The organism is Bergeyella anatis, assembly GCF_036016955.1.
Classification (GTDB): Bacteria; Bacteroidota; Bacteroidia; order Flavobacteriales; family Weeksellaceae; genus JAYWXI01.
The window spans coordinates 12,848-31,670 of sequence record NZ_JAYWXI010000003.1 but is presented as its reverse complement, the minus strand read 5'-3'; the positions used below and the strand labels follow the sequence as shown (position 1 = coordinate 31,670).

Below are 18,823 nucleotides of genomic sequence, written 5' to 3'. Positions count from 1 at the left end.
CTATTTTTTCATTGTTATCGACTGATGAGACGCACTATGCACCAAAACCCCGTTCCGAAGCACCAACAACTGAGGGCTTTGATGAACCAAATCATAACGCTCCGCCAAAGCCTCGGAAATCTCGCGGTGAGCCAGCAAGTCCAAATAATAATAAGCATTCGTTTCGGTAGCATGGCTTTCCTCCACCTCCTGCTCAAAACGAGCCAAAACCATACGGCTAATGTAACAACGCGTGGAATGTTTAAAAACATAAACCTCGCGCTCAAAAGAAACCGCCTCAAGTTCTTCCAACATTTTCACTTCCTCCAAATCCCGCCAAAAAGACTCACGGGTTTGCCCCGAATCCGATTTACGACCAAAAAAACGTCCAAATAACTTCATTTATTTTACCAAAAAACATTACAAAATCCATCCTCTGCCCAATCCAAAAGAGCAAAGCCTCTTCAAAAACAATTCAAAAATAGAATAAAAAGTTCAATTCTGCCCAGTTTTTTCCCAATGCCCCAAATTAAACGCAACTAAGGCGCGTACGGTCTTTCTTTTTCGTTGGTGTTATAGTATTCGGCTATGATTGAAAACTGCTCGTCCGTTAAAAGCATCGCTTGCAAATCATTTCCGCCATAAAGCAGATAAAACCGTTCATCTAAATTTTGATTTTTTAGAATTTCGTTTATTTTCCTAAAAAAGTTTCTCGCTGCCGAATCCCAAAACACCCGATTCTCAAATTCTTCTTTCGTATAAAGATTGAATCTTTCCCCATTGATTATCAGATCATTCGTTTTTTCATAATCTTCAGCCAATTTTACAGTTAAGCCAATTTTTCTTTTTTCCAACAGTTTATTGAGTTGTGGAAGGAAAAAATCAAAATTAAATTCAGCAAGTTCTTCCGCATCAATGGAGACCATTTTGAAGTAGTCATCCTCATAAATAGCAAAATTATTTAGGAGTTGGAACTTTAAATTTTCAATTTTTGAATGGTCTGCATATTTTAGAAACCCCTTGGCAATAAGTTTTTCGCCGTAAGAACGATAGCGATTTTCCACACCTGTATTCGGCTCACCATTGTTTTGCGTCCGGGCTTTTTGACTGCACCCCATCAAAAATATAAAAAGAAGCAGTAGTTTCAACGGTTTCATTCGGTGAGATGCGTGTTTTTTATTCCTGCTAAAATAACACTTCATATTTCGCATTTTTCGTAAATCTCTGTTAAATCGGTTTCATTTCTTTTTTCTTTTCAGGCTTGCAATCCCTTGCCCAATTAGATAGACAAGCAATAAATACGGTGAATAAAAAACAAACAACATACCCGCTTTTAATGGCCAACCAACGCCAAAATATCCAATTTCGAGTCGTTTTAATTTTTCAAGGTTTTCCGATTTAACGTTTGCATACCTCCCCGTGTCGTTCATGGCCTCAAAATCATAGCCGTAATAACCCATTAAAAGCTGATCCGAGTAGTCCGCCCACCAAGCATAAGCCCACATGCCCCCCGCAGTAAAAACCAATCCTGACACGAGATAAACCATAAAGCCAAACTTTAGCCGATACCACTTTTTCAGCACCATGAAAAGAATAATCGGAACCACTATTAGGCCAAGTAAAAGAACAAATGCTATTATAGTGAACAATATCTCCATTGTGATTCTTTGTCGTCCTATTTAACGTCTGATACCCCGACAAGTTGGTAGAACGCGGGCTAAATCAAACCGAAGAACGGTTGTGGAGTTAGTCATTTTTCACAATTTCAAATTCAAATTCTTTCTTTATTTCAGGCTTAATAATCGCATTGTTATATGTTCCAATAACCTGTAATTCTGTATCCCAACTACCTTTTGTGAATTTGAATTGAGCTGGACTTTGAACTTTCAAAACTATGCTCCTTTCATAATCAGAAGTCTTGTTCATTTCAATTTTGTTAGGATTCCAATCGCCCAAGTTTGGTTGGTTTCCTGTTAGATAAACACTATCATTTTTATTATGAACTTTTACTTTTATCTTGATTTCATATATTTCCTTGCTTAATTCACTTTCTTGCTTTTTCTGAATAGTTTCAAAGTAGAATTTCAAAGCCTTATTCAAACTTGGTGGAAATGTATTCCAATGGTTATTTTCAGGGTATTCAGCAATTTCAACGGTAAGGTTTTTGTTCTTTATGGCGTCTTTGAAAAAAGAATAAACGCTCTCGCGTGCGGGTTTCCATTCTTTCCAATAGTCCACGCCTTCATTTGCATTACTCAAATAAATAAAGGATTGCTTTTTCAATTTTGAAAAGTCAAATTTAACAAGCTCTTTACTTAACTTATTGTTATCATAGGCAAGATTTGGCGAAATTGCCACGTAGTTTTGAAAAAGATTTGGCTTCTGAAGTAAAGAATACAAAATAAAAGAAGCACTTAAAGAATGACCTACGGCAATGTTTTGATCTAAAGTTCTGTATTTTGAGTTTACGTAAGCAATTAATTCTGTTTCGACAAAATTCAAAAAATGGTCGGCATTCCCCGAGTATTTACCGTATCTATTTTTGGATTCTTCCGTTTCCAAAATGGGTAATAAGTCGTTATTCCTTGAATAGTCAAGTTTTTCATTGAAAGGCGAGGTTATCCCAACAACGATAAAAGACCTATTTCCGTCTGTCAAGAAAGAAATAATCGAACTCGTATAATCAAAAAATTCTCTGTTTTGGCTATCAAAAACATAAATCACATTAAAGTACTCGTTCACTCTCCAATCATAATCCACAGGTGTATAGATCAAAACTTCTCTTTCTTGATTTAAGGCTTTTGAGTGTATTTTGATACTTTCAACCCTTGCAATTGATTGAGCAAAAGTTTGACTAAGAAATACAATGAATAATAAGAAAAATCCAAATTTTAATTTCATTTCCGTAGGTTTTATAATCTAACCCGAGCAACAACCTTTCATTTTCCAAATTTATGAAAAAACTTTACCAATCGAAGAGTCAGCATAGCTAAATAAATACAATGTTAAACTTATTAAACGTAGTTATATAAATTCATCCAATTTTTCAAACAATATTCTTTTTCATTTAGTCCATTTAGGTGTTGTCAATAGTAGCCACAAAGTCTAAATAAATTCCATAGCAGTCCTAAACCATTTACAATCAATAAAAATATACTGCTCTTAAATTTATCTTTAAACGTTAGCCCTGCTGTTATCAAGAGAAAGTTTGTCGATAATAGAATAGGTAACATTAAAAACCCATACCACCTGCGTCTCTGATTACGGTATAGTTTAATGAAACAAAATAGATGTTCGTCAAAATGATGATTGTCGCTATAACTCTATTGGGTATTTTTAATTCCATTTATCATTGTACAGTGCGAAACATTAACCAACACGCCAATATACAAAATAATCCGTGCCTTTTTGGCAGAAAAAGAATGTGGCTATATATTTGCTAACTACAAATGCAAACCAACGATCTTATGAAAAAAGCCTTAATTGTTGTAGATGTGCAAAACGATTTTTGCGAAGGTGGCGCATTAGCCGTTCCCCAAGCCAACGACATCATCCCTTATATCAACGTTTTGATGGAAGAAAACCAGTACGATCAAATCGTTCTAACTCAAGACTGGCATCCGGCCGATCACAAGAGCTTTGCCTCCAATAATAACCGTGAAGTTGGCGAAACCATTACCCTAAACGGTATTCCCCAGTTCATGTGGCCCGATCACTGCATCCAAAACACTCCGGGGGCAGACTTCCATAAAGATTTAAACGCCTCTAAAGCCACCCATATTATCCAAAAAGGAACCAATGCGTCTTTTGACAGCTACAGTGCTTTTCAGGATAATAACCATTTCATGAAAACAGGGCTGGAAGACTTCTTGAAATACCACGACATCGAACTGGTGGAAATCGTAGGACTGGCGTTGGATTATTGCGTGAAATACACCTGTATAGACGCGGTGAATGCAGGCTTTATAACCTGCTTGCATTTCAATGGAACCAAAGCCGTCAACGTCAAACCCGAAAACGGCAGAGATGCGATTTACCAACTTTTGGAACAAGGCGTAACCATTTTAGGTTAAAAATAAAAAAGGACGGCTTTAGGCCGTCCTTTTGCTATCTCGAAAAAAATTTTTAGAAAATTTCTCTTCCCGAAAAATGGAATTGAGCTTCGATTAAAGCATTTTCATCGGAATCCGAACCGTGTACGGCATTTTCTCCCACGCTTCTGGCAAACATCTTACGAATGGTACCTTCTGCCGCTTCCGCAGGGTTGGTCGCGCCGATTAAAGTACGGAAATCTTCCACCGCGTTATCTTTTTCCAAAACGGCTGCCACAATAGGTCCGGAAGACATAAACTCCACCAACTCGCCATAGAAAGGTCTCTCAGCATGAACTTCGTAGAATTTTTTAGCATCCGCTACCGTCAATTGAGTGAGCTTCATGGCCTTAATCTTAAATCCGGCTTCCGTGATTTTACCCAAAATAGCCCCTACATGACCGTCCGCTACCGCATCCGGTTTAATCATTGTAAACGTAATATTCGACATAAATTATATTGTTTTAGCCCGCAAAAATACAAATTGTTTTTCAGAAAAAATATTAAAAAAAACATCCCCCGAAATCATTTTGGCACGAGTATTGTATTTAATCTTACAGATTCTCATGTTTAATTTGAGTTTTCATGGTTATTAGTTTTTACCCAGCTTCGGCTGGGTTTTTTATTTGCCCTGCTCCTGCGCTTCTTCCATAAGTTTCAGATAAGTGATATAGCGGCTTTCATCCACCGTGCCGTCCTCTATCCCCTGAATTACGGCGCACTTAGGTTCATTCACATGCAGGCAGTTGTGAAACTTGCACGTCTGAGCCACACGAAAAATATCCGGAAAATAGTGCTGTATCTCCTCCTTTTCCACATCAATCATGGCAAACTCCCGCACGCCCGGGGTATCGATCACGGCACCGCCAAAACTCCAAAAATGCATCTGCGCAAAAGTCGTGGTATGCTTCCCTTTTTGATGCGTCTGCGAAATTTCACCCGTTTTAATGTCCAACCCCGGCTGCAAAGCATTAACCAACGTGGACTTTCCGCTTCCCGAATGCCCAAAAAACACCGTGGTCTTATCCTTTATGCGTGCCTGAAGTTCGGGAAGGTTATGCCTCGAGTACGACGAAATGGCCAAAGTCGAATAACCAATGGTTTGATACAAAGCCGCAATAGCCTCCATCATCTCGAGCTCTTCCGCATTCAGCTGATCCACTTTATTAAACAAAATCAAAGGCTCAATGCTGTAAGCCTCGCAACACGCCAAAAAACGATCCAAAAAACCCAGCGAGGTTTCAGGCGATTTCAAGGTAAAGATAAATCCCGCTATATCCACATTGGACGCAATAATATGGGCTTCTTTCGATAAATTGACCGATTTCCGGATCAGGTAATTTTTCCGCGGTTCAATCTTGGTAATCCAAGCCGTCTCATCCTTCTCCAACTGAAAATTCACCCGATCGCCTACCGCCAAAGGGTTAGTCAAACGGGTTTTAACCAATTTAAACTTTCCGCGAATTCGGGCTTCATAAACGCGCCCGCCGGCTAAATCCATAACCTGATACCAACTCCCCGTAGATTTAATGACAAGTCCTTTATAGTCCATACAAAAAATAAAGGCTAAATTAACGAATTAATTTAACCTTCAAGATTAGTTATTTATTAATCATTACGTTATTCTGAACTTCTATCGACTCTTCATGAATTGCTTTGAACACTTTTTCGATAAAATCCTGAGACATTCCCGTTTCTTCGGCTTTCATCGAAGCATACTCGGTGATGACTTTCCAACGCTCAGGCTGAAAAATCGCAATATTGTTTTCCTTCTTCACCCCACCAATCTTTTCGGATATTTTCATCCTTTGAGACAGCAAAGAAATCAATTGAAAATCAATATCAGAAATCAAAGTACGGTGCTGCTCCAACTGATCTTCATAGCCCGAGATGTCCATATTACGAATCTGCAAGCCTGCCATCATTTCCGCCAAAACCTCCGGCGTAATCTGCTGCGCCGCATCGCTCCATGCCGCATCGGGATTGCAATGCGTCTCGATCATGGCCCCATGATACCCTACATTAAGCGCCTCTTGGGAAACCGAAGCCAAATCCACCCGATTGCCACAAATATGTGAGGGATCCACCACCATCGGAATATTCGGAAACTGATTCTTAAAATCCAAAGCAATCTGCCAGTTGGGCGTATTACGGTATTTGGTTTTTTGATAACTGGAAAAACCGCGATGAATAACCCCAAGATTATAAATCCCCTGCCCCAAAAGCCTTTCCAAAGCACCTATCCAAAGCGCCAAATCCGGATTCACAGGGTTCTTCACCAATACCGTCTTAGTGGTCCCACGAAGCGCCATGGCAATTTCCTGAACCGTAAAAGGATTCACCGTAGAACGAGCCCCAATCCATAAAATATCCACATCCGCCTCCAAAGCCGCAAACACGTGGTGGGCATTGGCCACTTCAGTAGCCGTTTTAAATCCGTATTCTTCTTTTACTTTCTTCAACCAATTTAAACCAATCACCCCAACCCCTTCAAATCCGTTGGGCTTGGTTCTCGGCTTCCATATCCCGGCCCGAAAAACAGGCACCTCTGCCCCCGATTCTTTAATACGCTTTGCCGTCTCCAGCATCTGTGCTTCACTCTCCGCACTACACGGCCCGGCAATAATAAGTGGTTTGGAAAACGCTTCAATCCACTCGTTTTTCAAGTCTTTTAGTTCCATCAGTCAATAACGGTCGCTTAGAAGACCGCCTCCTAGTATATTAAAATTCAAAAAAATAAGGTTGCAAAGTAAGGAATATTTTTAGGATAAATCAAATTTAAAGAGTTCATCCAACTCGTAAAGCAAAGGATTTTTTTCCGCCATTTTGTTGAAGAGCTTTCGTTTCGTGAGAATCTCCTGCTTCAAAGTAAAATCCATTTGGTAATCCACATTCAAACGGTAGTGGTTAACCTTGCGTTTAAAATGATTGAAAAAATCCCCCTGAACCGCCTCAAATTCTGCCTTAGCCGAAGCCGAAGGGTAATGAATCCGAATGGTATCTTCATCCACTTTAACCAAACGAAACCCGCTAATGGCATTATAAAGCACAATATCGTCCGAACGGATTTTACTCAAAAACAAAGTCCACTCGTTCTGCAAATCCGAATCGCTGAAATGATGATTGGGCAAGTGCTCCTCCGAAACCGCAACCTCCGACTCCTGCTCTTGCTCCTGTTGATTCAACATTTGCTGAATGCTGAATTTAGAGGGCTTCCGTTCCGTCCCCAAAGGTTTATCCGTCGTTTTAGCCGCAGGCGCAACCGCAGCTTCCGGCTTTACCGGAGTTTCTTTCGCCACCGCATCGGATGGCGTAGTCTGTGTACCGTCGGATTCCTTCCGCCTAAGAAGAAGCGGAGGATGGATTAAGAATTTTTTTTTTTTGATACTTCCGAAGACAACGAAGCCAATTGCATCAAAGCAATTTCCACAGTAAGCCTCGGATTTTTGGAATTTTTGTAATTAATATCCGCATGGTTGCAGATTTCAATCCCATTAATGAGTTCTTGAGCCGACCATTGTTTCGACTGCTGCGCAAATTTCTCCTTAGTCCGCTCGCCGACCTCAATCAATCCGAGCGTCGAAGGATTCTGCGCCATCATCAAATCCCGAAAATGAGACCCCAGCCCCGCAATAAAAACATGAGGATTGAATCCCTTTTTCACAATGCCATCAAAAGCCGAAAGCATCCCCGGAATATCTTGAGCCTTAGCCAAATCCACAATCCTGAGGTATTCGTCATAATCCAAAACATTAAGCACCTCCGCCGCTTTCGCCAACGTAATGTTCTTCTTGGAAAAAGTCGCCAAACGATCAAAAATCGAAAGCGCATCCCTCAGCGCCCCGTCCGCCTTTTGAGCCACCAAATAAAGCGCATCGTCTTCATAGGTAATTCCCTCCTTATCCGCAATCGTCCTCAAATGCGCCTGAATATCCTCAATGGTAATCCGCTTAAAATCGTAAATCTGGCAACGGGAAAGAATCGTAGGAATAATCTTATGCTTCTCCGTTGTCGCAAGAATGAAAATTGCATGCGCAGGCGGCTCTTCCAAGGTTTTCAAAAAAGCATTGAACGCCTGCACCGTAAGCATATGCACCTCGTCAATGATATAAACCTTATACTTCCCTACCTGCGGCGCATAACGCACCTGATCGGTCAGTTCCCGGATATGCTCAACCCCATTATTGGAAGCAGCATCCAACTCGTAAATGTTATACGCAAAGCCGTCCTCGGAAACCGAACCGTCTTTCTCGTTGATTTTCCGAGCCAAAATCCTTGCACAAGTCGTCTTGCCAACCCCACGTGGGCCGCAAAACAAAAGCGCCTGAGCCAACTGCCCGTTGTCAATCGCATGCTCCAAAGTATCGGTCACGTGAGACTGCCCCACAACGGTATCAAATTCCTGTGGGCGGTATTTTCTCGCGGATACAATGAAGTTTTCCATTCCCCAAAAGTAATTCTTTTTTCGAGTAAAAAAAAACTTTACACCAAATTTTGAACCCCATCCCAAGGTTTTCATTTCTCAAAAACTGGAAATGAGCCACTTAGACCAAGCCTTTCTACACCACCATTCCCAACACGAGAAAAACCAAAAAACCAAGAAAAAAAGTAAACGTATACCAAGGCTTATCTTCCTCCTCGTGCGCCTTAACCAAAAGCTCTTCGGTTACCAAATAAAGCAATGCCGAAAGTCCAAAAGAAAGCACCAGCTCCATCCACCGATCCCCCAAGTTCTGCAATAACGTCCCGCCCAAAACCGCACTCACCATAAACAAACTGGAAAGCAAAACAATATGCCGAACCGATTTCCCTTTCGAAATCCCTTCCGCCGTAAGCTCCGAAGCCACCGCCATCCCCATCGAAAACATCTCCAAAGCAATCGCAAACGCCAAAAGCATCCCCGCCTTCGCCCCCGAAGCAAACCCTATCCCAAGCAAAAGCCCGTCAATGAAAATATCCACTCCTATCGCCACCACAAATGCAATGGGAATTTTGGGAATCAACTCCGAAGATTTTTGTTTGTTCTCGGCTTTATCCGCAAATTTCTTAATCATCAACATTAAAAAAATACCCGCCAAAAAACCCACAACCACATAAAACGGCCGGTGCTTTTCCACAATATCAGGCAAGAGCTCCACCGCCACCACAGAGAAAATAACCCCCGCCGAAAAATGAAGAATAACACTCCTAAATGCCGGACTCGGCTTGCGGTACGCCGCTAAAATCCCTCCCCCCACAAACGTCACAATCGGTATAAGGGTATAAAGCATAATGGTTTGTAATATTTCACTCATCGTCTTTTTTATTCTTTAAAAAGTAAAGGTAAGTATTTTTCAACCTTCTTTTCTCTTACTCCGGCAAATTCATTCCTTATTTTTGATTATTTTTGATAAAAATTTAAACTCATGAAAAAGCCCCTTACCTTAGTCGCTTTAAGCCTTGCCCTGCAATGTTTCGCTCAAAAGCAACCCCATACCCCGGTTTCCCAACCCGTATCGTATGGCGCCAGCACGACATTCGGAAACCGCCCCTTGTCCGTAACCCAAGTCCAAAACAAACTCAACCGTAAAAAACAACTTACCGGTATCACCGTAAAAGGCAAGGTCACAGAAGTATGCCAAGCCAAAGGCTGCTGGCTAACTCTGCTAACGTCCAATCAGGAACGATTCTTCATCCGAACCAAAGACCATGCGTATTTCGTTCCAAAAGATCTCGCCGGAAAAACCGTCATCCTAAAAGGTAACGCCGAAAGAATAACTGTCCCCGCAAAAGAACTAAAACATTACGCCGAAGACGCCGGAAAAACACCAGCCGAAATAAACGCCATAACCAAAGACCGACCGGAAATCCGTTTTGTAGCGGAAGCCGTAAAAGTCGTGAATTCATAACCCTTACCCCAAAAAGAAACAACGTTCTACGGAAGTCGTAAAACGTTGTTTAGTTTTATTAACAAAAAAGCAATTCGTCATCTTTTTCGGACTGCACAAGCAACCTCAAGCCGAAATCCTATTCCCCCGCTTAACTTAAAAATCTAAAGTATTTCAAAATTCTGCGGAGCATCCAGCTTAGGGTATTTATTGGCACTTTTGAAGAAACGGCCCGTACAATCGACCTCTTTCCAGCCTTTTTTACGACTGCAGTCCCCAACTTCCACTACAATCGGAACAAACGAAATATCGGAATCCCCTTCCTTTATTATTTCCTTATACTGAATCGCCACGTCCAAAACACAATCAAAATCCGTATGAAGTTTCACATTGCGATAGATAACATCGTAATGGCTTTCCTTATTTTTGGGAATCGAAGCATATTCTTCCCAACCTTGCGTAGAACCGTTAAGCTCCGCAATCGCCCTCAAAGCCTCATACAATGCCAACGTATAATATTTACGCGTCCCTTCCCTCTGATAATCCTCTAAAAAATGCCCTCCCTCAAACAAAATTGTCGGAAGTCCCAATTTGGTAAAATTATCCCCCGTCGAACTCGGATAAAATTCATCGCTGTAGCGCCCAATCTGATCGGGAATCCATCGTTCCAAACGCTTTCTAACCGCCGAAATAACCGCCATGGCTTTCTTTCGGGTAGGCGTAATCGCCCGGGTTACCTCCTCAGACGGAGCCAAGAACGAAAGTGTGGCCGGATGTTTTCCGTCCGTACTGAAAATCGTCCTCTGTTCATGAAGGTTAAGGCCATAATCATACCCTCCTTCTTCCACCAGCGATTTGAGAAGAGGCAACTCCTTACTGGCCCGCTTTAAAAAATCCCGATTAAGATCGATATCCAGTGCATTGCGCCTTGTCCAAGCTTCAGAACCGTCCGGGTTAAGCTGAAATATAAAATCCAAAGAAATTTTGTCCCAAATTGAATCCTTCAACACGGGATGCGCCAAAAACATTTCCCACAAATCCAACATCGCATGCGTCGCATTGCTTTCATTTCCATGCATCTGCGACCAAGCCAAAACCCTGATCGGCCCCTTTCCGAAAGTCCCCCTATAAATGGTTTTACCCAAAGTGGAGACGCCTATCGGACTAACATAATCGCTGAGATTCTCGCAGAGGTATTTTTCCAAAACCTGAGGCGATATATAGCGGTATGGGAAATTAGGATTTTTAAGGTAAAGTGCTGCAACATCCATGAAATAAAAATTTACAATGTTCAAATTTAATCGATTTTTAAAGGAAAACAAAGAATTAACTTTTGTAAAAAAATCAAACATTTGTAAATGACAGAATGTCTGTGGATAATTTTGTGGATTGAATTATTTTTAATTTTATTTAATAATTAGTTTAAAATCAGTTATTTAAAATTTTTAAGTAAAGTTATTTATAAAATTAACTTTAACTTTATCTATAGGCTTTTTTACTCGTTTATGGAGTTTTAAATTAAACGGTATTATAGTGGAAAACTTGCTTTAAATAACCTGTTTAACAAATGTGAATTATTAAAGTTTTGCTTTTTTGAATATCTTTGTAGGATATTATATTCTTTTATGAGCAGTGAGTTTTTATTTATGGCGGGATTCATCGCCTTTATCTTGGTAATCCTTGCCATTGACTTGAATTTGGGGAAACGCTCGGGTGGCGTCGTCTCAATGAAAAAAGCCGGAATCATGAGCTTTTTTGTTGTTGCACTTTCCATGTGCTTCTACCTCCTACTCCTCTCCTATGGCCACCTTCTTCATGGCATCGATAGTATGGAACGTCTGCAAGAGGTTGTAGCCAAGCACCACCATCCCGTCAAAATCATGCCTGATAACTTGGAAGGCTCCATTAAACTTTATAACCAGAATTTAGGGCTGGAATACCTTACCGGTTATATTGTGGAATACGCTCTTTCTGTGGACAATATCTTCGTTATGATTCTGATTTTTACTGCATTTGGAGTGGCTGAAAAAAACTATCATAGGGTTTTATTTTGGGGGATTCTCGGCGCGATTGTCATGCGTTTTATCTTCATTTTCGTAGGTGCGGCCCTGATAGCTAAATTTAGTTGGATTATGTACGTCTTTGGAGGGTTTCTTGTCTTTACGGGAGTAAAAATGTTTTTCGACAAAGATCAAGATGAAGGCATTGATACCGAAAATCATCCCGTGGTAAAGTTTGCAAACAAATACTTTAAAGTGCATAACCAGTTTGTCGGGCAAAAGTTTTGGGTGAGTATAGACGGTGTGAAAAAAATGACCCCTTTATTTTTGGTTCTTCTCATCATTGAAGCCACCGATTTAATCTTTGCCGTGGATAGTATTCCCGCTATTTTTTCGGTAACCAAAGACCCTTATATCGTCTTTTTCTCAAATATATTTGCGATTATTGGGCTTCGGTCCATGTTCTTTCTTCTAGCAGGTATTATTGATAAATTCCGCTTCCTTAAAATAGGACTGGCCTTTCTACTAACCTTTATCGGGCTTAAAATGGTTTTCCATCATTATTTGGTTAATTTCGGATTCGAAACCACCCACTCGCTACTGATTATCGTCTCTATTTTGGGCATAAGCGTACTGGCTTCGCTTCTCTTTCCTGAGAAGAAAAAAGATCGAAAACTAAAATACGATCCCGAGAATAACGATCATCTTAGGCATTAAATATAAATTTGTAAATCACATAATAAATTAAAATCCAGTATTAAATACTGGATTTTACTTTTGTAAAATATATTAAAGACTCATTTTTTTACATTTGTATTTTGTTGGCCGTTTATTTATTTTTACATTTGTAAATGTAAATTATTCTTTTTCCGATGAGTCTTAACGAACGAGTCACCCAAATTATTGCTTATTCCGGCTTATCGGCTTCCGTGTTTGCCGATACCATTGAAGTTCCTCGGGCTACCATTTCCCATATTGCTTCGGGAAGAAACAAACCCTCCTTGGATTTTCTGATGAAAGTAAAAGAACAATTTCCAGAAATCGGATGGGATTGGCTGATTAACGGAGAGGGCGACATGCTACTTCCTCCCCTAACGCAAACCTCGGAAAAAGAAGAAACGTCCAAACCCTCTTCGCCTCTGCCCGACTTATTTACAATTATTGACGATGAGCATTTTGGGAAAGAGGCCCCTCAAAACAAAAAAGAGGCTCCCTCTCCAGTTTTATCCCAGTCCTCAGAAACTTCGCGAGAATCTCCTATAGCCCCTCCTAGTCAAGCCAGCGAAAAAATAGACGATTCTCAGCGATTAGCCGAAAAAGAATCCCCTACGGTAAAACAATCTACTGAAAATCAGGAAAATAAAATAAAACGTATTGTTTTTTTCTTTGAAGACGGCACTTTTGAAAGCTTTGAGCCTTGAAATTTTAAAGGACTATAGGTTTATTCTCAAAAAAACGGTTTTTAAGAAAAGAGCCATCTTTTTCCAATACATTGGCTTTTCCTTTCAATAGCGAACGTTACCGTACAAAGCTATCCTTTTCATCCCAAAACAAACTCTTTTTTTGCTGTACATCAAAACTCTGAAAAAAGAATTTCGGTTTATCCTAAAATTCATTTCGCTAAAATTGATTATATTGGCTCAATCTAAAAAAAGAATAAAAATGTCAACACTCACTTTTGCGGAAAAAATAGCGCAGGCCGAAAATTTCCTTCCCATTAACGGAACCGACTACATCGAATTCTATGTCGGGAATGCCAAACAAGCAGCTCACTTCTACAAAACAGCTTTTGGATTCCAAAGTCTGGCTTACGCCGGCCCGGAAACCGGCGTTCGGGATCGGGCGTCTTATGTATTGCAACAGGGTAAAATCCGCCTGGTGCTTACTACAGGGCTAAAATCGGATTCTCCCATTAACGAACACGTCCGCAAGCACGGCGATGGGGTTAAAGTGCTCGCTCTTTGGGTTGACGATGCCTATAAGGCTTTCGAAGAGACCACCCGCCGTGGAGCAAAACCTTATCAGGAACCTGTTACGCTAACCGACGAAAACGGTGAGGTTCGCATGAGCGGAATCTACACCTATGGAGAAACCGTCCATATGTTCGTGGAAAGGAAGAACTATAAAGGAGCATTTATGCCTGGTTTCGAGCCTTGGCAAAGCGATTACAATCCTACTGAAACGGGATTGCTCTACGTGGATCACTGCGTAGGAAACGTCGGTTGGAATCGCATGCTTCCCGTTGTAAAGTGGTACGAGGATGTCATGGGATTTGTAAACATCCTAAGCTTCGACGACACACAGATTAATACGGAATATTCGGCATTAATGTCGAAAGTCATGAGCAATGGCAATGGTTACGCCAAATTTCCCATCAACGAACCCGCTGAAGGCAAAAGAAAATCCCAAGTAGAAGAGTATTTGGATTTTTACGAAGGCGAGGGCGTACAGCACATTGCTGTGGCAACCAAGGACATTATTCATACCGTTTCCGAACTTAAGAAAAGAGGGGTCGAGTTCCTATCTGCACCTCCTCAAGCCTACTACGAAATGGTTCCCGACCGCGTCGGTCCTATTGGCGAAGATCTCAAAAAACTTCAGGAATTAGGCATCCTTATCGACCGGGATGAAGAAGGTTATCTTTTGCAAATTTTCACTAAACCCGTGGAAGATCGCCCCACTCTGTTCTTTGAAATCATCGAACGCCACGGAGCCCAAAGCTTCGGAGCCGGTAACTTCAAAGCGTTATTCGAGGCCTTGGAAAAAGAACAAGCCCGGCGAGGAAACCTTTAAAATTCCGTTTACAGCGGCTTAAAAGGCATCATCTTTGATGGGGTAACCAATCTAAAACCGACGTATGAATAAACTGATAGTGGCCTTGTGCCTGATTACGACTTCCATGACGGTAAGTGCACAGTACGGGGAAATTATTGCCCGACTCTGCTTGCTGGAACAAAAAAAAGGGCTAAACCAAGAGCTAAAAAACGAAAATATTGATCATAAAAAGTTTGTTTTGATCAAAAATTTTGACGACCATACCGAACGGCTCTTCATCTCCATTAACGGAAACCAAGCCACCTATGCTGAAGTTTTCGATGATAAAAAAGACGGAGAAAGCTCTTCCAACGTTTTTACGGGAGATGTGGTTCGTACCGAGGCAAACCTACTATCGTTTCGTTTCGATCGTTTGGAGGGGAGCAAACTGGCCTTGCCCTTAACCAAAAACCTTCTTCTAACCCGGCAAAAAAACATTCTTTACCTGATGGATATTACCACCAAAGAACGCTGGATCGAAGAATCTGCCCTAAAGCCCAAACGGAAATAATCCATACCAACCAAGTTCGGAACCTTAGGGTTCCGAGCTTTTTTACCTTTTTGATTTCAAACTAAACCCTACTAAAATAAAAACTGACAAATGAAATCTTTTGTTAATTATTCTCCCAAATCTGATTTTTCCATTCACAACATTCCTTTCGGTGTGGCCGTATTCAATAAAGAGTACATTGCTTGCGCTACCCGTATCGGCGATGTAATCGTCGATTTAGCCACCCTCTACGACTTTGGTTATTTAGACGACATCGAGGGGCTCAACGATAACGTCTTTGAAGCCTATACCTTAAACGAGTTCATCGAATTAGGCAAGCCCGTAACCAATGCCGTAAGACTACGATTGCAAAATCTGTTCTTGGAAAACTCCAAACTGGCCAACGACGAAAAAACCATCGAAGAGTGCTTTTACCAACTTGACGAGGTCAAAATGCTCATGCCTGTCCATATCCCAAATTACACCGACTTTTATAGCAGCATGGAGCACGCTACCAACGTTGGTAAAATGTTCCGCGATCCGGACAACGCTTTGCTCCCCAACTGGAAGCATCTTCCCGTCGGCTATCACGGAAGAGCCTCCTCGATTGTGGTATCCGGAACGAATATCCACCGTCCCAAAGGGCAAAGAAAGCCAGCCGACAGCGATAAACCGGTCTTTGGACCGTCCGTACAATTGGATTTCGAACTGGAAATGGCCTTCATTCTTAATCGAAATACCGAAATGGGCGAAAGCATCTCCACCTCTCAAGCCGAAGAAGCCATTTTCGGTTTGGTTCTCTTCAATGATTGGTCTGCAAGAGATCTCCAAAGCTGGGAGTACGTTCCTTTAGGGCCGTTTTTGGGCAAAAATTTCGCCAGTTCCATTTCCCCTTGGGTTGTTACTCTGGAAGCCTTGGAACCCTTCCGTTGCGCTTCTCCAAAACAAAATCCTGAAGTATTAGATTATCTTAAGTTCGAAGGGGACAAAAACTACGACATCCGACTGGAAGTCGCCATCGCTCCCGATAAAGGAAATGAAACCCTCATCTGCCAAAGCAACTACAAATACCTATACTGGAACATGTGCCAACAATTGGCTCATCACACCATTAACGGATGCAACATGGAGGTGGGCGATATGTATGCCTCAGGAACCATCTCCGGGCAAACCCCCGACTCGTACGGCTCCATGCTGGAACTCACCTGGAGAGGCACACAACCTATCGTTCTGAATGACGGCCAAAAAAGGCAATTTATTGAAGATCTCGATACCGTAATTATGCGAGGTTGGGCCGAAAAAGACGGCATACGTGTCGGTTTTGGAGAAGTAAGTGGAACCCTACTTCCGTCATTGTAAAATACTGTAATTATGATTAAAACGCTTTCTCCCAAAGATCTCTCTGCGGCCCAGCTGCAGATGGTCATGCAGGCGGCCATCGCACCACGCCCAATCGCTTTGGCTTCAACCATTGACGAGAACGGAACCCCTAACCTTTCGCCTTTCAGTTTTTTCAATATGTTTAGTACCGTTCCGCCAATTCTCATTTTCTCTCCGGCAAGGCGGGTACGAGATAACACCACCAAACATACCTTGGAAAACCTCTTGAAAGTGCCCGAGGTCGTCATTGGAAACGTAAATTTCGACATGGTGCAGCAAGTATCGCTGTCCTCCACCGAATATGGGAACGGCATAAACGAATTCGTCAAATCAGGACTCACCATGAAAGAAGCCGAGTGCGTCCGCCCAAAACTCATCGAAGAATGCCCTGTAAATTTCGAGTGTAAAGTACTGGAGGTAAAACCCTTAGGCTACGAAGGTGGGGCAGGCAACTTGGTCATTTGTGAAATCGTTAAAATTCACTTGAACGAAAAGTATTTGAATTCTGAAGGACTCTTGGATCAACACCGTCTCGATTTGGTTGCAAGGCTTGGAAGCAATTGGTATTCCCGATCTTCGGGCGAAAGCCTTTTCGAAGTACCAAAACCTTTAGCCACTTTAGGCATCGGTTTCGACGAACTTCCCGAAACCATCCGCTACAGCACCGTGTTCTCCGGTAACGATTTGGGAATGTTGGCCAATATCGAAAAACTTCCCCATGCCGAGTTCCACTCCGATACGGCCGTTCATCTAAAAGCCAAAACACTACTAAAAGAAAATAAAATCAGTGAAGCATGGGCTGTGCTGAAAAAATAATAAACAACCCGTCATTGTTCCGAATGACGGGTTTATTTTTTGTTTTATATGGCTTTAAATCACCTCAACCATCCGCTCCAATGCAACGCCTCGAGAACCTTTTAACAAAACATTATCCGTCGTTATAGGATGCTCCGACAAATGCGCTTTAAGTTCATCCGTACCGGTAAAAGCCTCCCCTGAATGCACCGCCTGAAAATGTTTTCCGACCGTGATTATCCTTTCAAATCCTAACGACTCGGCCAAAGCCAACAAAGACCGATGCTCTTCTCCACTGGCCTCCCCAAGCTCCAGCATATCGCCCATAATTACCGTTTTGCTTCCGTTAAATTCGCTAAAGTTTTCCAACGAAACCGTCATACTGCTCGGGTTGGCATTATAAGTATCCAACACTAAAATTTTCCCGTTTTTTTCCATCACTTGCGAACGCATATTGGTAGGCATATACTCCGCCAAAGCCGATGCAACCGCTTCTTCTTCAACGCCAAAATGAAGCCCCAAAGCTGCCGCCGCACAGAGGTTGGTAAAGTTATATTCTCCGGTCAGATTCGTAACCACCGAATGTTCCGACAAACGAATCCCTACGAACTGATCCTTCGAAAGACGCTCAAAACAATAATCCGAATCTCGAACACCAAAGGATACCGTAGGAGCATAGCCCTCTACTTTCCCCACTTGCAATGCATCCGAAGTATTGTACACAATCGTCTTACCATTGGCTTTCAAATAATCGTAAAGTTCCGATTTCCCTTTAATTACCCCTTCAAATCCTCCAAATCCCTCCAAATGAGCTTTTCCGAAATTCGTAATATAACCATAATCCGGACGAGCTATTTCACATAAAAAAGCAATCTCGCCCTGATGGTTAGCGCCCATTTCAACCACCGCCATTGTATGCTCGGAACGAATGGAAAGTAATGTCAGCGGAACACCAATATGATTATTAAGGTTGCCTTTGGTATATTGCACATTATATTTTTTAGAAAGCACCGCAGAAATCAATTCTTTGGTCGTTGTCTTCCCATTACTTCCCGTTAAACCTATAACAGGAATGCCAATACGCTCCCTATGGTAGCGAGCCAACTCCTGCAAAAAAGCCAAAGTAGAAGGTACATAAAAAATATTTCGCTCCCGATTTTCAAAAGCCTCCTGCTCCACAACCACCGCCAAAGCCCCCTGGTCCATCGCGGCTTCGGCCAAGGTCGCCGCATTAAAATTATCCCCCGAAAAAGCAAAAAACAAATCGCCTTTCTCAATCGTTCTGCTGTCTATCGTTACCTTGCCACAGCGTAAAAACAAGGCGTAAAAATCTGCTACGTTCATCTGCCAAAAATAAAAAAATCCTCCCGTTTTTAAAGGGAGGACGATAAAATATTTTAACCCAAA

The 18,823-nt window shown here is 41.7% G+C and carries 20 protein-coding genes; 8 read left to right on the top strand and 12 right to left on the bottom strand.

Translation table 11 applies throughout. From position 1 onward, the window contains the following. The 4 genes from ytxJ to VQ048_RS02870 form a co-directional block, all read right to left on the bottom strand. Entirely contained in the window at positions 1-381 is a 381-nt protein-coding gene (ytxJ, locus tag VQ048_RS02885) for a bacillithiol system redox-active protein YtxJ (RefSeq protein ID WP_327610181.1), read from the bottom strand. A gap of 137 nt (positions 382-518) precedes the next feature. Next, positions 519-1,136, bottom strand: coding sequence for a hypothetical protein (locus tag VQ048_RS02880; protein WP_327610180.1), 618 nt, complete (start codon positions 1,134-1,136; stop codon positions 519-521). A gap of 81 nt (positions 1,137-1,217) precedes the next feature. After that, positions 1,218-1,637 (bottom strand): hypothetical protein, encoded by a 420-nt coding sequence (locus tag VQ048_RS02875; protein WP_327610179.1) that lies wholly within the window; start codon positions 1,635-1,637, stop codon positions 1,218-1,220. A gap of 88 nt (positions 1,638-1,725) precedes the next feature. Further along, positions 1,726-2,880, bottom strand: coding sequence for an alpha/beta hydrolase-fold protein (locus VQ048_RS02870; RefSeq protein ID WP_327610178.1), 1,155 nt, complete (start codon positions 2,878-2,880; stop codon positions 1,726-1,728). Positions 2,881-3,446: 566 nt separating this feature from the next. Here VQ048_RS02870 and pncA point away from each other — a divergent pair. Continuing rightward, positions 3,447-4,052 (top strand): bifunctional nicotinamidase/pyrazinamidase, encoded by a 606-nt coding sequence (pncA, locus tag VQ048_RS02865; protein ID WP_327610177.1) that lies wholly within the window; start codon positions 3,447-3,449, stop codon positions 4,050-4,052. Positions 4,053-4,104: 52 nt separating this feature from the next. On the opposite strand, the gene VQ048_RS02860 is transcribed toward pncA, so the two are convergent. The 6 genes from VQ048_RS02860 to VQ048_RS02835 form a co-directional block, all read right to left on the bottom strand. Beyond that, the gene (locus VQ048_RS02860; protein ID WP_327610176.1) at positions 4,105-4,521 is read right to left on the bottom strand and encodes a nucleoside-diphosphate kinase; all 417 of its coding nucleotides are present in this window, start codon (positions 4,519-4,521) and stop codon (positions 4,105-4,107) included. 171 nt (positions 4,522-4,692) lie between these two features. Continuing rightward, positions 4,693-5,622, bottom strand: coding sequence for a ribosome small subunit-dependent GTPase A (gene rsgA / locus VQ048_RS02855; protein WP_327610175.1), 930 nt, complete (start codon positions 5,620-5,622; stop codon positions 4,693-4,695). Between the two features lie 49 nt (positions 5,623-5,671). After that, a complete protein-coding gene (locus VQ048_RS02850; protein ID WP_327610174.1) occupies positions 5,672-6,751 on the bottom strand; it encodes a chorismate mutase in 1,080 nt (359 codons plus the stop codon). A gap of 81 nt (positions 6,752-6,832) precedes the next feature. Beyond that, positions 6,833-7,369, bottom strand: a complete 537-nt coding sequence (locus VQ048_RS02845; RefSeq protein WP_327610173.1) for a DUF8439 domain-containing protein — start codon at positions 7,367-7,369, stop codon at positions 6,833-6,835. Positions 7,370-7,434: 65 nt separating this feature from the next. Beyond that, positions 7,435-8,514, bottom strand: coding sequence for a DNA polymerase III subunit gamma/tau (gene dnaX / locus VQ048_RS02840; protein WP_327610172.1), 1,080 nt, complete (start codon positions 8,512-8,514; stop codon positions 7,435-7,437). Positions 8,515-8,629: 115 nt separating this feature from the next. Then, entirely contained in the window at positions 8,630-9,364 is a 735-nt protein-coding gene (locus VQ048_RS02835; protein WP_327610171.1) for a ZIP family metal transporter, read from the bottom strand. Positions 9,365-9,475: 111 nt separating this feature from the next. Between VQ048_RS02835 and VQ048_RS02830 the strand changes: the two genes are divergently transcribed. Further along, complete coding sequence (locus tag VQ048_RS02830; protein ID WP_327610170.1) at positions 9,476-9,958, top strand: DUF4920 domain-containing protein; 483 nt, start codon at positions 9,476-9,478, stop codon at positions 9,956-9,958. A gap of 143 nt (positions 9,959-10,101) precedes the next feature. On the opposite strand, the gene VQ048_RS02825 is transcribed toward VQ048_RS02830, so the two are convergent. Then, positions 10,102-11,208, bottom strand: coding sequence for a M14 family metallopeptidase (locus tag VQ048_RS02825; protein WP_327610169.1), 1,107 nt, complete (start codon positions 11,206-11,208; stop codon positions 10,102-10,104). 354 nt (positions 11,209-11,562) lie between these two features. On the opposite strand from VQ048_RS02825, the gene VQ048_RS02820 reads away from it, so the two are divergent. The 6 genes from VQ048_RS02820 to VQ048_RS02795 all read left to right on the top strand — a co-directional run bounded on the left by VQ048_RS02820 (position 11,563) and on the right by VQ048_RS02795 (position 17,437). Then, complete coding sequence (locus VQ048_RS02820; protein ID WP_327610168.1) at positions 11,563-12,654, top strand: TerC/Alx family metal homeostasis membrane protein; 1,092 nt, start codon at positions 11,563-11,565, stop codon at positions 12,652-12,654. Positions 12,655-12,809: 155 nt separating this feature from the next. Further along, positions 12,810-13,358 carry a helix-turn-helix domain-containing protein gene (locus VQ048_RS02815; RefSeq protein WP_327610167.1) on the top strand — a complete coding sequence of 183 codons (549 nt, stop codon included), beginning with the start codon at positions 12,810-12,812 and terminating at the stop codon, positions 13,356-13,358. Positions 13,359-13,599: 241 nt separating this feature from the next. Further along, complete coding sequence (gene hppD / locus VQ048_RS02810; protein ID WP_327610166.1) at positions 13,600-14,730, top strand: 4-hydroxyphenylpyruvate dioxygenase; 1,131 nt, start codon at positions 13,600-13,602, stop codon at positions 14,728-14,730. Between the two features lie 64 nt (positions 14,731-14,794). Continuing rightward, positions 14,795-15,262: a hypothetical protein gene (locus VQ048_RS02805; protein ID WP_327610165.1), complete on the top strand. Its 468-nt coding sequence runs from the start codon at positions 14,795-14,797 to the stop codon at positions 15,260-15,262. A gap of 90 nt (positions 15,263-15,352) precedes the next feature. Beyond that, positions 15,353-16,600, top strand: a complete 1,248-nt coding sequence (fahA, locus tag VQ048_RS02800; protein ID WP_327610164.1) for a fumarylacetoacetase — start codon at positions 15,353-15,355, stop codon at positions 16,598-16,600. 15 nt (positions 16,601-16,615) lie between these two features. After that, the gene (locus VQ048_RS02795) at positions 16,616-17,437 is read left to right on the top strand and encodes a flavin reductase family protein (RefSeq protein ID WP_327610354.1); all 822 of its coding nucleotides are present in this window, start codon (positions 16,616-16,618) and stop codon (positions 17,435-17,437) included. A gap of 54 nt (positions 17,438-17,491) precedes the next feature. On the opposite strand, the gene VQ048_RS02790 is transcribed toward VQ048_RS02795, so the two are convergent. Then, positions 17,492-18,760: a UDP-N-acetylmuramoyl-tripeptide--D-alanyl-D-alanine ligase gene (locus VQ048_RS02790; protein WP_327610163.1), complete on the bottom strand. Its 1,269-nt coding sequence runs from the start codon at positions 18,758-18,760 to the stop codon at positions 17,492-17,494. Between the last annotated feature and the right edge of the window lie 63 nt (positions 18,761-18,823).

What these genes read in the sequence shown, in the direction of transcription:
- ytxJ (WP_327610181.1), bottom strand. Translation starts at nt 381, where the DNA reads ATGAAGTTATTTGGACGTTTTTTTGGTCGTAAATCGGATTCGGGGCAA.
- VQ048_RS02880 (WP_327610180.1), bottom strand. Translation starts at nt 1,136, where the DNA reads ATGAAACCGTTGAAACTACTGCTTCTTTTTATATTTTTGATGGGGTGC.
- VQ048_RS02875 (WP_327610179.1), bottom strand. Translation starts at nt 1,637, where the DNA reads ATGGAGATATTGTTCACTATAATAGCATTTGTTCTTTTACTTGGCCTA.
- VQ048_RS02870 (WP_327610178.1), bottom strand. Translation starts at nt 2,880, where the DNA reads ATGAAATTAAAATTTGGATTTTTCTTATTATTCATTGTATTTCTTAGT.
- pncA (WP_327610177.1), top strand. Translation starts at nt 3,447, where the DNA reads ATGAAAAAAGCCTTAATTGTTGTAGATGTGCAAAACGATTTTTGCGAA.
- VQ048_RS02860 (WP_327610176.1), bottom strand. Translation starts at nt 4,521, where the DNA reads ATGTCGAATATTACGTTTACAATGATTAAACCGGATGCGGTAGCGGAC.
- rsgA (WP_327610175.1), bottom strand. Translation starts at nt 5,622, where the DNA reads ATGGACTATAAAGGACTTGTCATTAAATCTACGGGGAGTTGGTATCAG.
- VQ048_RS02850 (WP_327610174.1), bottom strand. Translation starts at nt 6,751, where the DNA reads ATGGAACTAAAAGACTTGAAAAACGAGTGGATTGAAGCGTTTTCCAAA.
- dnaX (WP_327610172.1), bottom strand. Translation starts at nt 8,514, where the DNA reads ATGGAAAACTTCATTGTATCCGCGAGAAAATACCGCCCACAGGAATTT.
- VQ048_RS02835 (WP_327610171.1), bottom strand. Translation starts at nt 9,364, where the DNA reads ATGAGTGAAATATTACAAACCATTATGCTTTATACCCTTATACCGATT.
- VQ048_RS02830 (WP_327610170.1), top strand. Translation starts at nt 9,476, where the DNA reads ATGAAAAAGCCCCTTACCTTAGTCGCTTTAAGCCTTGCCCTGCAATGT.
- VQ048_RS02825 (WP_327610169.1), bottom strand. Translation starts at nt 11,208, where the DNA reads ATGGATGTTGCAGCACTTTACCTTAAAAATCCTAATTTCCCATACCGC.
- VQ048_RS02820 (WP_327610168.1), top strand. Translation starts at nt 11,563, where the DNA reads ATGAGCAGTGAGTTTTTATTTATGGCGGGATTCATCGCCTTTATCTTG.
- VQ048_RS02815 (WP_327610167.1), top strand. Translation starts at nt 12,810, where the DNA reads ATGAGTCTTAACGAACGAGTCACCCAAATTATTGCTTATTCCGGCTTA.
- hppD (WP_327610166.1), top strand. Translation starts at nt 13,600, where the DNA reads ATGTCAACACTCACTTTTGCGGAAAAAATAGCGCAGGCCGAAAATTTC.
- VQ048_RS02805 (WP_327610165.1), top strand. Translation starts at nt 14,795, where the DNA reads ATGAATAAACTGATAGTGGCCTTGTGCCTGATTACGACTTCCATGACG.
- fahA (WP_327610164.1), top strand. Translation starts at nt 15,353, where the DNA reads ATGAAATCTTTTGTTAATTATTCTCCCAAATCTGATTTTTCCATTCAC.
- VQ048_RS02790 (WP_327610163.1), bottom strand. Translation starts at nt 18,760, where the DNA reads ATGAACGTAGCAGATTTTTACGCCTTGTTTTTACGCTGTGGCAAGGTA.